13 protein-coding genes and 1 tRNA gene are annotated in these 12,133 nt (G+C 67.0%); 8 read left to right on the top strand and 6 right to left on the bottom strand.

Features of this window, described 5'->3' with window-relative positions; all coding sequences use genetic code 11:
- Positions 1-32: 32 nt before the first annotated feature.
- Genes ACFVTD_RS02675 through ACFVTD_RS02660 form a run of 4 tightly spaced genes read left to right on the top strand, consistent with a single transcriptional unit; the run spans position 33 to position 3,873 of the window.
- Positions 33-770 (top strand): flavodoxin family protein, encoded by a 738-nt coding sequence (locus ACFVTD_RS02675; protein WP_387557629.1) that lies wholly within the window; start codon positions 33-35, stop codon positions 768-770.
- Positions 771-792: 22 nt separating this feature from the next.
- Positions 793-1,875 carry a YgfZ/GcvT domain-containing protein gene (locus tag ACFVTD_RS02670; RefSeq protein ID WP_387557626.1) on the top strand — a complete coding sequence of 361 codons (1,083 nt, stop codon included), beginning with the start codon at positions 793-795 and terminating at the stop codon, positions 1,873-1,875.
- Complete coding sequence (locus ACFVTD_RS02665; RefSeq protein WP_387558949.1) at positions 1,875-2,300, top strand: ankyrin repeat domain-containing protein; 426 nt, start codon at positions 1,875-1,877, stop codon at positions 2,298-2,300. Before ACFVTD_RS02670 ends, ACFVTD_RS02665 begins: the two co-directional genes overlap by 1 nt.
- A 52-nt stretch (positions 2,301-2,352) precedes the next feature.
- Complete coding sequence (locus tag ACFVTD_RS02660; RefSeq protein ID WP_387557623.1) at positions 2,353-3,873, top strand: DHA2 family efflux MFS transporter permease subunit; 1,521 nt, start codon at positions 2,353-2,355, stop codon at positions 3,871-3,873.
- On the opposite strand, the gene ACFVTD_RS02655 is transcribed toward ACFVTD_RS02660, so the two are convergent.
- The 5 genes from ACFVTD_RS02655 to ACFVTD_RS02635 form a co-directional block, all read right to left on the bottom strand.
- Positions 3,835-4,551 carry a GNAT family N-acetyltransferase gene (locus ACFVTD_RS02655; protein WP_387557620.1) on the bottom strand — a complete coding sequence of 239 codons (717 nt, stop codon included), beginning with the start codon at positions 4,549-4,551 and terminating at the stop codon, positions 3,835-3,837. The genes ACFVTD_RS02660 and ACFVTD_RS02655 overlap by 39 nt on opposite strands.
- Positions 4,552-4,578: 27 nt before the next feature.
- A complete protein-coding gene (locus ACFVTD_RS02650) occupies positions 4,579-5,604 on the bottom strand; it encodes an ATP-dependent 6-phosphofructokinase (protein ID WP_387557617.1) in 1,026 nt (341 codons plus the stop codon).
- A gap of 184 nt (positions 5,605-5,788) precedes the next feature.
- Positions 5,789-6,046, bottom strand: a complete 258-nt coding sequence (locus ACFVTD_RS02645) for a PspC domain-containing protein (protein WP_141159747.1) — start codon at positions 6,044-6,046, stop codon at positions 5,789-5,791.
- Positions 6,047-6,049: 3 nt separating this feature from the next.
- Positions 6,050-6,307: a hypothetical protein gene (locus tag ACFVTD_RS02640; protein WP_347885419.1), complete on the bottom strand. Its 258-nt coding sequence runs from the start codon at positions 6,305-6,307 to the stop codon at positions 6,050-6,052.
- Position 6,308: 1 nt separating this feature from the next.
- Positions 6,309-7,880, bottom strand: a complete 1,572-nt coding sequence (locus tag ACFVTD_RS02635; RefSeq protein ID WP_387557615.1) for a PspC domain-containing protein — start codon at positions 7,878-7,880, stop codon at positions 6,309-6,311.
- 125 nt (positions 7,881-8,005) lie between these two features.
- On the opposite strand from ACFVTD_RS02635, the gene ACFVTD_RS02630 reads away from it, so the two are divergent.
- Together ACFVTD_RS02630 and ACFVTD_RS02625 are read left to right on the top strand one after the other, a co-directional pair.
- Positions 8,006-9,343, top strand: a complete 1,338-nt coding sequence (locus ACFVTD_RS02630) for a PspC domain-containing protein (RefSeq protein ID WP_387557612.1) — start codon at positions 8,006-8,008, stop codon at positions 9,341-9,343.
- Complete coding sequence (locus tag ACFVTD_RS02625; RefSeq protein WP_387557609.1) at positions 9,340-10,044, top strand: response regulator; 705 nt, start codon at positions 9,340-9,342, stop codon at positions 10,042-10,044. Before ACFVTD_RS02630 ends, ACFVTD_RS02625 begins: the two co-directional genes overlap by 4 nt.
- A gap of 122 nt (positions 10,045-10,166) precedes the next feature.
- On the opposite strand, the gene ACFVTD_RS02620 is transcribed toward ACFVTD_RS02625, so the two are convergent.
- Entirely contained in the window at positions 10,167-11,384 is a 1,218-nt protein-coding gene (locus ACFVTD_RS02620) for a pyridoxal phosphate-dependent aminotransferase (protein ID WP_387557606.1), read from the bottom strand.
- 279 nt (positions 11,385-11,663) lie between these two features.
- Here ACFVTD_RS02620 and ACFVTD_RS02615 point away from each other — a divergent pair.
- Positions 11,664-11,736 (top strand) — tRNA-Trp (locus ACFVTD_RS02615).
- 82 nt (positions 11,737-11,818) lie between these two features.
- A complete protein-coding gene (gene secE, locus ACFVTD_RS02610; protein WP_056388913.1) occupies positions 11,819-12,103 on the top strand; it encodes a preprotein translocase subunit SecE in 285 nt (94 codons plus the stop codon).
- Positions 12,104-12,133: the final 30 nt, after the last annotated feature.

Below are 12,133 nucleotides of genomic sequence, written 5' to 3'. Positions count from 1 at the left end.
GTCCACCGGACCCAAAAGAGGGGAGCGGCACCGTGGAAGAAAGCACCGTCGAAACAGCAGGAGCGCCGGCTGATTACAGCGACCTGAAAGCTGTCTTCTTCAATGGCACACTGAAGAAGTCGCCCCAGACGTCCAACACGGACGGCCTGATCCGCATCAGCCGCCTGATCATGGAAAAACACGGCGTCAGCACTACGGTGATCCGCACGGTGGACCACGACATCGCCAGCGGCGTCTACCCCGACATGACCCAGTACGGCTGGGCCACCGACGAGTGGCCGCAGCTCTACCCTGCGGTCAAGGAAGCCGACATCGTCGTGGTGGCCGGCCCTATCTGGCTTGGAGACAACTCGTCCCAGACCAAGAAACTGATCGAACGGCTCTACGCCCACTCCGGTGAACTCAACAGCAAGGGCCAATGGGCGTTCTACCCCAAGGTCGGCGGTTGCCTGATCACCGGCAACGAGGACGGAATCAAGCATTGCGCCATGAACGTCCTCTACAGCCTGCAGCACATCGGCTTCAGCATTCCACCGCAGGCCGACGCCGGATGGATCGGACCCGTGGGACCCGGACCGAGCTACCTCGATGAAGGCTCCGGTGGACCGGAAACTGACTTCACCAACCGGAACACGACATTCATGACCTGGAACCTCCTGCACCTGGCCCGGACGCTCAAGGACGCCGGCGGCTATCCCGCGTACGGAAACCTGCCCGGCGAATGGGCTGCCGGGACAAGGTTCGATTTCGAAAATCCGGAATACCGCTGACCTCCAAGGACTTCTACTTCATATGACTACGCCCAGCCCTTTGTTGTCGCGCCCCGGTGCCGTCGAGGCCACCGGCCCCGACGCCGGAGTCGCCGCGCACTACGGCGAGCCCCTGCGTGAGCAGCGCGCCCTTGCCGCCGGAACCGCCGTCGTCGACCTTTCCCACCGCGGCGTGGTCACCGTTGCCGGGCCGGACCGGCTGAGCTGGCTCAACACCCTGTCCTCGCAGCAGGTGGCAGCGCTGAAACCGGGCGAATCCAGCGAACTGCTGCTCCTCAGCGTCCAGGGCCGGATCGAGTTCGACGCCCGTGTGGTCGATGACGGGGAAACCACCTGGCTGATCGTCGAGGCAGCAGAGGCTGCCCCGCTGGCCGAGTACCTCAACCGCATGAAGTTCATGCTGCGGGTGGAGATCGCCGACGCTTCCGCGGACTGGGCCGTGCTGGGCAGCACGCGGGCCGTGCCGGAATGGGCAGGGCACCGCGCATGGCAGGACCCGTGGCCGCACGTTTCCGCGGGCGGCTATTCCTACGCCACCGTCTCCGAGGAGGACCACCCCGGCCTTGAACGGCCCTGGTTCGAGTACCTCATCCCCGCAGCCGGGTTCGAAGACGCAGTTGCCGGCCGGACCTTGGCCGGTGTGCTCGCCGCAGAGGCCCTCCGGGTGGCCGCGTGGCGACCCCGGATCGGCGCCGAAACGGACGACAAGACCATCCCGCATGAACTGGACCTGCTGCGCACCGCCGTGCACCTGGCCAAGGGCTGCTACAAGGGCCAAGAGACGATCGCCCGGGTCCACAACCTGGGGCACCCGCCGCGGCGGCTGGTGTTCCTGCAGCTGGACGGTTCGCAGCACACCCTGCCCGCTGCCGGCAGCCCCGTTATGGCCGGGGAACGGAAAGTGGGGACCGTGACCTCTGTGGCGCAGCATTACGAGATGGGGCCGGTGGCCCTGGCAGTCATAAAACGTTCCGTGGCCCCGGATGACATACTGACGGTCCTGGACGGCGATGAGCCATATCCGGCCGCCCAGGAACTCATCGTCGCCCCTGACGCCGGCCAGGTTGTGGGGCGCCAGACCGGATTCCTGAGGGGGCCACGCTGATAACCGAGAACACTACGCCCGTCCACGTTGGGGCGGAGGCAGCGGGAGGGCGCGACGACGATGCGCTAGCTTTGGCGCATACGCTCTTCCAGGCTGCCCGTGAAGGGAACGCGGCGCTGCTTGGTCCCTACCTTGAGGCAGGAGTACCGGCCACCATGACGAACGCCGCGGGCGACTCCCTGCTGATGCTCGCCGCGTATCATGGCCATGCCGGCACCGTAGAGCTGCTGCTGCAGCACGGGGCCGACGCCAACACCGCCAACGACCGGGGCCAGACCCCCCTCGCCGGAGCGGCATTCAAGGGCTACACGGACGTGGCCCGGGTCCTTCTGGGCGCCGGAGCGGATCCGGACGCCGGTGCGCCGTCGGCGCGGGCCGCCGCGCAAATGTTTGCCCGCACGGAGATCCTGGACCTGCTGGGCTGATCTTCCCGGGTTTCCGCCCGGGGACCAAACAAAACTCCAGAAGGATGACCGAGTGGAAAACGTAGAAAAGCCGTGGCCGGCGCTGTGGTCCCTGGTGATCGGATTCTTCATGATCCTGATCGACAGCACCATCGTCTCGGTGGCGAATCCCCGGATCATGGAGGGTTTGCACGCCGACATCAATTCGGTGATCTGGGTAACCAGTGCCTATCTGCTGGCGTACGCCGTTCCGCTGCTCATCACGGGCCGCCTCGGTGACAGGTTCGGTCCCAGGCGGTTGTACCTGCTTGGCCTGGTGGTGTTCACCTCGGCCTCGCTCTGGTGTGGCCTGGCGCAAAACGTGGAAACCCTGATCGCCGCCCGCGTGGTGCAGGGGCTCGGCGCGGCCGTCATGACGCCGCAGACCATGGCTGTCATCACCCGCATCTTTCCGCCGGACCGCCGCGGCTCTGCCATGGCCATCTGGGGTGCCACGGCCGGCATGGCCACGCTGGTGGGGCCCATCCTGGGCGGCGTCCTGGTGGACGGCCTGGGCTGGGAGTGGATCTTCTTCATCAACGTGCCGATCGGCGTCGTCGGTTTCATCCTGGCGATGCGCAACGTCCCCACGCTGAGCACCCACCCGCACCGCTTCGATATTCCCGGTGTCCTGCTGAGCGCCGTCGGGCTCTTCCTACTGGTCTTCGGCATCCAGGAAGGCGAAACGTACAACTGGGGAACCATCACCGGGCCCATCAGCGTGTGGGGCCTCATAATTGCCGGCCTTGTGGTCCTGGCCGGCTTCGTGGCCTGGCAGCGCTTCAACAAGGGCGAACCGCTCCTGCCGCTGGGCCTGTTCCGGGACCGGAACTTCTCCCTCGCCAACCTCGGTATCACCATGGTGGGCTTCACCGTTACGTCCTTCGGCCTGCCGCTGATCTTCTATTACCAGCTGGTCCGCGGCCTGACGCCCACCCAGTCGGCCCTCCTGATGGTACCCATGGCGCTGATCTCGGGCGGCATGGCACCGGTGGTGGGCAAGATCGTGGACCGGGTCAATCCGAAATACCTGGCCGCCGGCGGCCTGACGCTCATGGCCGTCGCCCTGGTCTGGAACGGCCTCCTCATGCAGCCGGACACACCCATCCTGCTGTTCCTGTTGCCCAGCGCTGTCCTGGGCTTCGCCAATGCCGGCATCTGGGCACCGTTGAGCACCACCGCCACCCGGAACCTGCCCCCTCGCCAGGCCGGCGCAGGCTCCGGCGTGTACAACACCACCCGGCAGTTCGGCGCCGTGCTGGGCAGTGCGGCCATCGCCGTCCTGATCCAGTCGCGGCTCGCCGCCGAACTTCCGTCCGGCGGTCCTGCAGCATCAGCCGGTGAGGGTATGGCCATGGGCGGCACCCTGCCCGGGTTCCTGCAGGCAGGGTTTTCGACGGCGATGGCCCAGTCGATCCTGCTGCCCGCCGCCGTCGTGCTCGCCGGTGCGGCAGTGGCCCTGTTCTTCGCCAAGCCCAAGCCGGTCCCGGACTGGGCCGCCGCGGGCAGTCCGGCGTCAGCGAAGGTGGACGCTGGTCTGGATTCCGCCGGCTGACAGGCCCAGCTTCCGGGCCAGTGCCAGGCAGCCGGTGTTGCTGACATCCGCGCGCCACTGCAGCGTCAGCCCGGCAGCCAGGGCCTCGTGGGCAGCGATGGAACCGGCCAGTGCGCCCAAGCCGCGGCGGCGCCACTGAGGGTCCACCAGCACTCCCATGTTGGCCAGCAGGCCTTCCCACTCGCCGTAGGCACCGCAGGCCAGGGGCACGCGCCTGCCGTCCAGTTCATGGACGATGGTGTAGCGGTTCTCGAGGTCGGACAGGCCCACCTCATTCACGTCATCCGGCGGGCACCTGCCCTCCAGCTCGATCGCCTCCGGGTTCCCGTGCGACACCGTCAGTTCCTCTGATGGCTGCTGGAGCGGAAGGTCGTCGGCAAAGAACAGTGCTGCGGCGCCCAGCCCGTGGCCGCCCTGTTCCCTGGTCAGTTTCAGGAGGGTGACGTGCTGGGCCATTTCCTCGTCGGGGATGTCTGCAGCGGCGTCGATGACGCTTCGGGGCCCCACTAAAGCCGAGCTTCCGAACAGCCGCACAAATTCGACGGTCCGGGCCGTTTCGTCGGCGCGGACAATCCGTTCCCCGGATGCCAGGGCATCACCGAATGCGTCGTCGTCAAGGCCCAGCCGGCGCGCCCACGCCAACTGGATGATGGCCGCTGAGCCGGGATCGAGTGTCATGGTCCCAGCCTAGGGCGGCCCAGTGGCTCAGCCGAACAGGACCGCGGCCTCGTCGTACCGGTTTTGCGGGACGGTCTTGAGCTGACCCAGGGCCTCCTCGAAGGCGACATGCTGGATGTCGGTGCCCTTCAGCGCCACCATGGTGCCCCAGTAGCCTTCCACAACGGAGTCGATGGCGGCCATGCCCAGGCGGGTGGCCAGGACCCGGTCGAAGGCCGAGGGGACACCGCCGCGCTGGATGTGGCCCAGGATGGTGGCGCGGGTTTCGATGCCGGTGCGTGCTTCAAGTTCGGGCGCCAGCTGGTCGGCGATGCCGCCCAGGCGGGGACGGCCGAAGGTGTCCAGGCCGCGCTCGGAGTGCGGGGACTCCATGTGTTCGGGAACGAAGCCCTCGGCCACCACCACAAGCGGTGCGCGGCCGCGGGCATGGGCTTCCTTCACCCATTCGGTGATCTGCTCGATGCTGACTTTTTGTTCCGGGATGAGGATGGCGTGTGCGCCGGCGGCCATGCCGGCATGCAGGGCGATCCAGCCCACGTGCCGGCCCATCACTTCGGCGATCATGCAGCGGTGGTGGGATTCACCGGTGGTGCGGAGCCGGTCGATGGCCTCGGTGGCGATCTGCACCGCGGTGTCGAAGCCGAAGGTGTAGTCGGTGGCGTCGAGGTCGTTGTCGACGGTCTTGGGAACTCCCACGATCTTGAGGCCGGCGTCGGTCAGGCGCTTGGCGGCAGCCAGCGTTCCCTCGCCGCCGATGGCGATGATGGCATCTATGCCCAGCCGGTCCATGTGGGCTTTGATGGCCTCGGGGCCGCCGCCGTTTTCGAACGGGTTGGTGCGCGAGGTACCCAGGATGGTGCCGCCCTGCTTGGCGATGCCGCGGACCATGGTGCGGGGGATGTCGATGATGTCGCCCTCCACCACGCCGCGCCAGCCGTCGCGGAATCCGACGAATTCCTGGCCATGGACGGCGATGCCCTTCAATACCGCGCCGCGGATCACGGCATTAAGTCCGGGGCAGTCGCCACCGCTGGTGAGGATTCCAATTTTCATGTTCGGCTCATCCCTGGGAAGAAGGTTAACAGGCAGAGCGCCACGCTGAGCTCACCTAGAAGTGTAGTGGGGTGTGTGGGGTACGACACAAACCGGTTACATTGGGCCGGCCGCCGCGAACACGGCAAGGCCCCTGCCCCCCGGAGCATGACTCCCCGGGGGCAGGGGCCTGAAAGGGTGTCGGTCAGGGCCGGTTGAGCGACCGCCGGTCCAGGAAGGTCTGCAGCAGGATTTCATTGCGCTGGTCCGGGATGATGATCCAGGCCAGGAGGTAGAAGACCACAGCTGGTCCGGGGAGCAGGCACAGCAGCAGGAAAGCGATGCGGACATAGGCCACGTCGACATTGAGCTGCGCCGCGATTCCTCCGAGTACTCCACCAACCCAGCGCTGCGGTCCGCGCTTCAGGCCGAAGCCCCTGACAATGCTGAAGAACTTATCCATGGTTCAAGACTTCCCTGTAGTTGGTTGGTTGTCACGTTTCCGGGCTGAGAGCAGGCCGCCCACCACCAGGGCCACGCCGGCACCGATCATGAGGCCGATCAGGACGTAGGTGCCGTTAAGGGCGACGATCCCCAGCTGGGCCACGATGATCAGCGCCGCCAGCGCCAGGACGATCAGTCCCCACACCACCGTCCCCACCCTGGCCGGTGCCGGGCCGGCGGTGTCCTGGCCCGCCGTCGTCGGAATGTTGCTGTTGTCCATGTCAGTTGCCTTCCTGGATCGTGACGTTGCTGAAGGTGCCGTCGATCTGCACCACCAGGTGGTTGCCGGGCCGGTCGGTGTTGTAGCTGCTTTGGCGGGTGGTGGTGCCGCCGCGCTGGCCCCCGCCCTCATTCAGGTTGCCCATGGTCATGTCCGCCTTGATGTCCACCGGCACGTTCTGCGGAATCACTACGGTGACGTTGCTGGCGGTGATGTCCAGGGGGACAACGACGTCGGATGTCAGGGGGGCGGTTGGGGACAGACCCGTGAGGTCCACGGTTCCGCGTCCGGCGGTGATGTCGATCCCGCCGCGTGCCTCTTCGATGCTGGCCGGGTTCCAGTCCACTTGCTGGAACCGCATCCGGCCGTCGTCCAGGGTGTTGTAGATACCCCCGGTGACCAGTGCGATCACGGCGAAGAGGCTCAGGATGCCGGACGTCCGGCCGCGGAAGCCTGCGACCAGGATGCCCAGGCCCAGGACCGCTGCGGCGCTGGCCCACACGATGGCGTTGGCGGAGCCGCCCAGGTTGATGACGTTCGCGGCGTCGAGGGCCTTCAGTCCGCCACCCACCACCAGGGCGGACCCCGTTGCGATGGCCACACCGGGGGCGCCGGGACCGGACGGCCGGGGCTTCGGCGGCCGCGGCGGAACCCACGGCGTGGGATAGCTGCCGGCGCCGGGCCCCCCGCTGCCGGGACCGCCGGGAGCCGTGCCCCCGGCGCCGCCGGAGCGGGGAACCGGTGGCATGGTTCCGGCCGGGCTGTAGCTGCCCTGGCCGTAAGGGCCTCCCGTTGCGCTGCCGGGATCCGCCGCGCCCGCGGTGCTGCTGCCATAAGGCGGCGCTGCAGCCGCAGTCGTTCCGGATGCGGTGCCGGCGGAGAAGGCCGCCGTGTGGGCCGTGCCGGTACTCCCCATCGGAGAGGTCCCGCCAGGCGCAGCAGTGCCGTGGCCGGCCATGGTGGGGTGGGCCTTGTTGCGCTGGGCGAGGTAGTAGATCAGGTAGATGGCGCCGCCAACCCAGAAGAGGGTCCACAGCAGTCCGCTCAGGCCGTTGTGGCTCCAGCCCCAGAAGCCTCCGCCCAGGCCGGTGAGGCCCAGGATCGTGGCGATGAGGGAACCTGTCATGCCGCTGGACCAGCGGCCCGCGCCGGCTTCCTGGACATGGATCCTGCCGTCAGGTTCCGGGAGGAAGGCCCAGGCCAGGCCGTACAGCAGGACTCCGATGCCTGCCAGGAGGGTCAGGACAATGAAGACACCGCGGATGATGATGGGGTCAACGCCCAGCCTGTGCGCAATGCCGCTGCAGACGCCGCCGACCCACCGGTCGTTGCCCCGGTAGATGCCGTTGCTGCGGATCCAGCCGAAGAAATCGGTGGACGGAGCGGGCGCCGGGCCGCCCTGGTACGCATCGTTGGGCGAAGGTTCTGCCGGCGGGGCTGTGGCGGCGCCGGGAGGCGTTGCGCCGGTGGACGGCAGCGGCTCGGTGGGCTGCCCGTTGTCCATGCCGGGCTGCTCCTTGGGAAGGGGCTCGGCAGGGTGTTCGTCGTCGGGGGAGGGGGTCTGCGAGTTCATACTTCGATCCTGCCGTCCACGCCCGGCAGCGCTCTACTGGGGGAAACCCTGAACCGTCCCTGAGCTGTCCCCGGGAAGTGGCCGAATGCGGTCCGGGCAACCCTGATCCATGTTTGGATTGACCCATGACATCCCTTCCGGTGCGGCCGCCCCTGGCACGGAGCAGCGACCGTGTCATCGCCGGGGTGTGCTCCGGCCTGGCTGCGCACCTGGGCTGGCCGGTGCGGAACGTCCGCCTCGGCATGGTCCTGGCGTCCTTCGCAGGCGGTGCCGGCCTCGTCTTCTACGCATGGCTCTGGATCATGGTGCCCACCGCGGATGAGGCGGCCCGCCGCAATGCCCGCCGCCCGTCGTCGCCCATTGCCCCGGCGGTGAGCCAGCCCACCCAAAGGACCGCTGCCGGCGACGGAACCCCGGCAGGTGCCGCGGGTCCCGTTTTGGACGGTGGGGGCGCGCCGCAGGGCGCCCCTTGGTTCCGGGCGCGCGGAATGCGGTACGGCAAGGAAATCCTGCTGGGCTGCGGGCTCCTGCTCGTCGCCGGCATCATGATCGCCCAACTGCTGGGCGTTGACGTGTCCCTGGGAACGTTGATCCCGGCCGCCGCGGTGCTGGGCGGCGCCTCTATCGCCTGGATGCAGCTGGACGAGACCCGGCGGGCAGGGCTGGTGGACAAGACCAAGGCGGACCAGGCCGGTGGATGGGGCCGCCTCGCTGCAGGCCTGGCGCTGGTGGTGGCCGGGGTCCTGGTGATGGTGTCCGGCTCGGGTTCGTGGGAGCAGACGTGGCTCGCGCTGCTGGCCTCGGTGGCCGTCCTGGGCGGGGTGGTGCTGGTCCTGCTGCCGTGGGCGCTGAAGTTTTGGCGTGACCTCGAGGCCGAACGCGCCGGCCGGATCCGGGAGACCGAGCGTGCCGAGATTGCCGCCCACCTCCACGACTCCGTGCTGCAGACCCTGGCCTTGATTCAGCGGCGCGCGGGCAACGAGCACGACGTCGTCCGCCTGGCCCGTGCCCAGGAACGCGAGCTGCGCGGCTGGCTATTCCAGGACCCCGGCCGCGAAGGCGGGCAGCTTTCAGACCGGATCAAGGCCATTGCCGGCGAAGTGGAGGACCTGCTCGGAAATGCCGTGGAGGTGGTCACCGTTGGCGACGCCCCCATGACCGAGGCGTACGAGGCCCTGGTCCAGGCAAGCCGGGAAGCCATGCTCAATGCATCACGCCATGGTGGCGGGACGGTCTCGGTCTACCTTGAGGCATCGGATGGGCTGGCCGAGATCTTCATCAAGGACAGGGGGCCGGGCTTCGAGCTGGGGGACGTACCGGCGGACCGGCTCGGAATCCGGGAATCGATCATCGGCAGGATGAAACGGCATGGCGGCTCGGCTGCCATTCTCAGCACCGGCGACGGCACGGAGGTCCGGCTCCGGCTGCCGGCTGCAGCAGAACACGCGGAAGGAAAATCATGAACACGACCCAAGGGACAGGAGCGCAGGGGGCCGGTGGCGGAAGCGCCCGGCCGGCCAACTCCGCACGGGTGGTCATCGTGGACGACCACGCCATCTTCCGGTCCGGCCTCAAAGCGGACCTTGACGCCAGCATCCAGGTGGTGGGTGAGGCTGCCACCGTGGAGCAAGCCATCGCCGTGATTGCCCAGCAGCGCCCCGACGTCGTCCTTTTGGATGTCCACCTCCCGGGCGGGCTGGGCGGCGGCGGCCGGGAAGTCATTGCCGCCTCCGCCCAGCTGCTGTCCAGCACCCGGTTCCTTGCCCTGAGCGTGTCCGACGCCGCGGAGGATGTGGTCGCAGTGATCCGGGCCGGCGCCCGCGGCTATGTCACCAAGACCATCTCCGGCGCCGAGATCACCGACGCCGTGTTCCGCGTTGCCGGCGGTGATGCGGTCTTCTCGCCCCGGCTTGCCGGTTTTGTCCTGGACGCCTTCGGCACGGCCCCCGCGGACATTGCCGACGACGAACTCGACAAGCTCTCAGCCCGCGAACTCGAGGTCATGCGGCTCATCGCCAGGGGCTACAGCTACAAAGAGGTGGCCAAGGAGCTCTTCATCAGCATCAAGACCGTGGAAACCCATGTTTCGGCGGTGCTGCGGAAGCTCCAGCTCTCCAGCCGCCACGAACTGACCAAGTGGGCCGCGGAGCGCCGCCTCCTCTAAACGCCCCATCACCTCCTGCCCGTAAATCGGCAACATCCCATCACATTTCGGGCCTTAAACAAGAACGCCCCATTACTTGGTGATGGGGCGTTCTTGTTTTTCCTGCGAAAGGTGATGGGGCGTTACTGGGCCTTGCCCAGGAAGTCCTGCAGGCGCTGCACGCCCGTGGCGAGGTCGTCGTCGCCCAGGGCGTAGGAAAGGCGCAGGAAGCCGGACGGGCCAAACGCCTCACCCGGAACCACTGCCACCTCAACCTCGTCGAGGATCAGCGCAGCCAGCTCGGCGGACGTCTGCGGCGTGGCTGTGCCGGACACAGTGGGGAACTCCTTGCCCAGCAGCGCACGGACGTCCGCGTACACGTAGAAGGCGCCCTTCGGCGTCGGGCATTCCACGCCGTCAATGGCGTTGAGCCCGGCAACGATGGCCTTCCGGCGGCGGTCGAAGGCCACCTTCATCTCGTCGACGGCGGTCAAGGGGCCGGACACGGCGGCGAGGGCGGCAATCTGCATGATGTTGGACACGTTGGACGTGGCGTGCGACTGCAGGTTCGTGGCCGCCTTGATGACGTCCGCGGGTCCGATCATCCAGCCAACCCGCCAGCCGGTCATGGCATAGGTCTTGGCGACACCGCTGAGGATGACCACCTTGTCGCCCAGTTCGGGGGCGGCGGTGGCGATGGACGTGAAGGGCACACCGTCGTAGGTCAGGTGCTCGTAGATTTCGTCCGTAACCACCCAGAGGCCCTTGGCCGCGGCCCACTTGCCGATCTCCGCCACCTGCTCGGGGGAGTAGACAGCGCCGGTGGGGTTCGACGGCGAGACGAACAGCAGGATCTTGGTCCGGTCCGTCACGGCTGCTTCGAGCTGGTCGACGGTCACCAGGTAGTCCTGTTCGGGCCCGGCAAAAACCTCCACCGGGACGCCGCCGGCCAGCCGGATGGCTTCGGGGTAGGTGGTCCAGAACGGGGAGGGCACGATGACCTCGTCGCCCGGGTCCACCAGCGTGGCGAAGGTGTTGTAGACAGCCTGCTTGCCGCCGTTGGTGACCAGCACCTGTGACGGATCCACGGAGTAGCCCGAATCGCGCAGGGTCTTCTCCGCGATGGCCTTCTTCAGTTCGGGAAGCCCGCCTGCGGGGGAGTAGCGGTGGAACCTGGGCTGGGACGCCGCCTCGATGGCCGCCTGGACAATGTAATCAGGGGTGGGGAAGTCGGGTTCGCCCGCACCGAAGCCAATAACCGGTCGGCCTGCTGCCTTCAGCGCCTTGGCCTTGGCATCGACGGCCAGGGTTGCGGATTCGGCAATTGCGGAAATGCGTTGGGAAACGCGGGCGGAAGGCATTGGCAGGTCCGTTCTTCGCTTGCAGCCCAGGGGCTGGAATGTGGGATTCGACGAGTTCTACTCTATGCTGTTCACCGGACCCTCCGGGGTGCCGGTTTTGATTTATGACTGCCATGCGCAGCAGGGTCTGGACCGGCCAACGGATGGGCCGGAAAACGGGCTGGTTTTACCTACGCGAAGTTCTTGCGTAGACTGGTTCACCGGTGTTGAAACACGGATGATGGCGTGCGCCCCAGTTCAAGCTGGTGGTTGGCCATCAAAGAGTGCAATTCACTCCATAGGGTAGTGGCGCAATTGGTAGCGCAGCGGTCTCCAAAACCGCAGGTTGCAGGTTCGAGTCCTGTCTGCCCTGCGCAAGCTGCTCCGGGCGAAAGCCCGGAGCAGGCGCAGCAACCATGGTTCTGATCAGGGCCGGGTAATCCACCATTGCAAAGATGAGCGAGGACCAGGTGACCGAAACAGCTGCCAGCAGCTCCAAGGGCCGCCCAGCTAAGAAGGAAGCCAAGGCAAACTTCTTCGCCCGCATTGCACTCTTTGTCCGCCAGATCATCGGCGAACTGAAGAAGGTTGTTGCCCCAACCCGCAAGGAACTGATCAACTACACGCTCGTGGTGCTGGTGTTCGTGGCCATCATGATGGTCATCGTCAGCCTGCTGGACATTGGTTTCGGAACCGCTGTCAGCTGGATCTTCGGCGGCACCGGCCCCAAGGACAGCTAAGGCTGAACGGTCCGCAGGCTGCGTGCTTCA

It is taken from the genome of Pseudarthrobacter sp. NPDC058119 (assembly GCF_042884655.1).
Taxonomy (GTDB): Bacteria; Actinomycetota; Actinomycetes; order Actinomycetales; family Micrococcaceae; genus Arthrobacter.
This window is presented reverse-complemented; position numbering and strand designations above follow the sequence as displayed.

What these genes read in the sequence shown, in the direction of transcription:
- ACFVTD_RS02655 (WP_387557620.1), bottom strand. Translation starts at nt 4,551, where the DNA reads ATGACACTCGATCCCGGCTCAGCGGCCATCATCCAGTTGGCGTGGGCG.
- ACFVTD_RS02640 (WP_347885419.1), bottom strand. Translation starts at nt 6,307, where the DNA reads ATGGACAACAGCAACATTCCGACGACGGCGGGCCAGGACACCGCCGGC.
- ACFVTD_RS02625 (WP_387557609.1), top strand. Translation starts at nt 9,340, where the DNA reads ATGAACACGACCCAAGGGACAGGAGCGCAGGGGGCCGGTGGCGGAAGC.
- ACFVTD_RS02670 (WP_387557626.1), top strand. Translation starts at nt 793, where the DNA reads ATGACTACGCCCAGCCCTTTGTTGTCGCGCCCCGGTGCCGTCGAGGCC.
- ACFVTD_RS02635 (WP_387557615.1), bottom strand. Translation starts at nt 7,880, where the DNA reads ATGAACTCGCAGACCCCCTCCCCCGACGACGAACACCCTGCCGAGCCC.
- ACFVTD_RS02650 (WP_387557617.1), bottom strand. Translation starts at nt 5,604, where the DNA reads ATGAAAATTGGAATCCTCACCAGCGGTGGCGACTGCCCCGGACTTAAT.
- ACFVTD_RS02645 (WP_141159747.1), bottom strand. Translation starts at nt 6,046, where the DNA reads ATGGATAAGTTCTTCAGCATTGTCAGGGGCTTCGGCCTGAAGCGCGGA.
- ACFVTD_RS02620 (WP_387557606.1), bottom strand. Translation starts at nt 11,384, where the DNA reads ATGCCTTCCGCCCGCGTTTCCCAACGCATTTCCGCAATTGCCGAATCC.
- ACFVTD_RS02630 (WP_387557612.1), top strand. Translation starts at nt 8,006, where the DNA reads ATGACATCCCTTCCGGTGCGGCCGCCCCTGGCACGGAGCAGCGACCGT.
- secE (WP_056388913.1), top strand. Translation starts at nt 11,819, where the DNA reads ATGAGCGAGGACCAGGTGACCGAAACAGCTGCCAGCAGCTCCAAGGGC.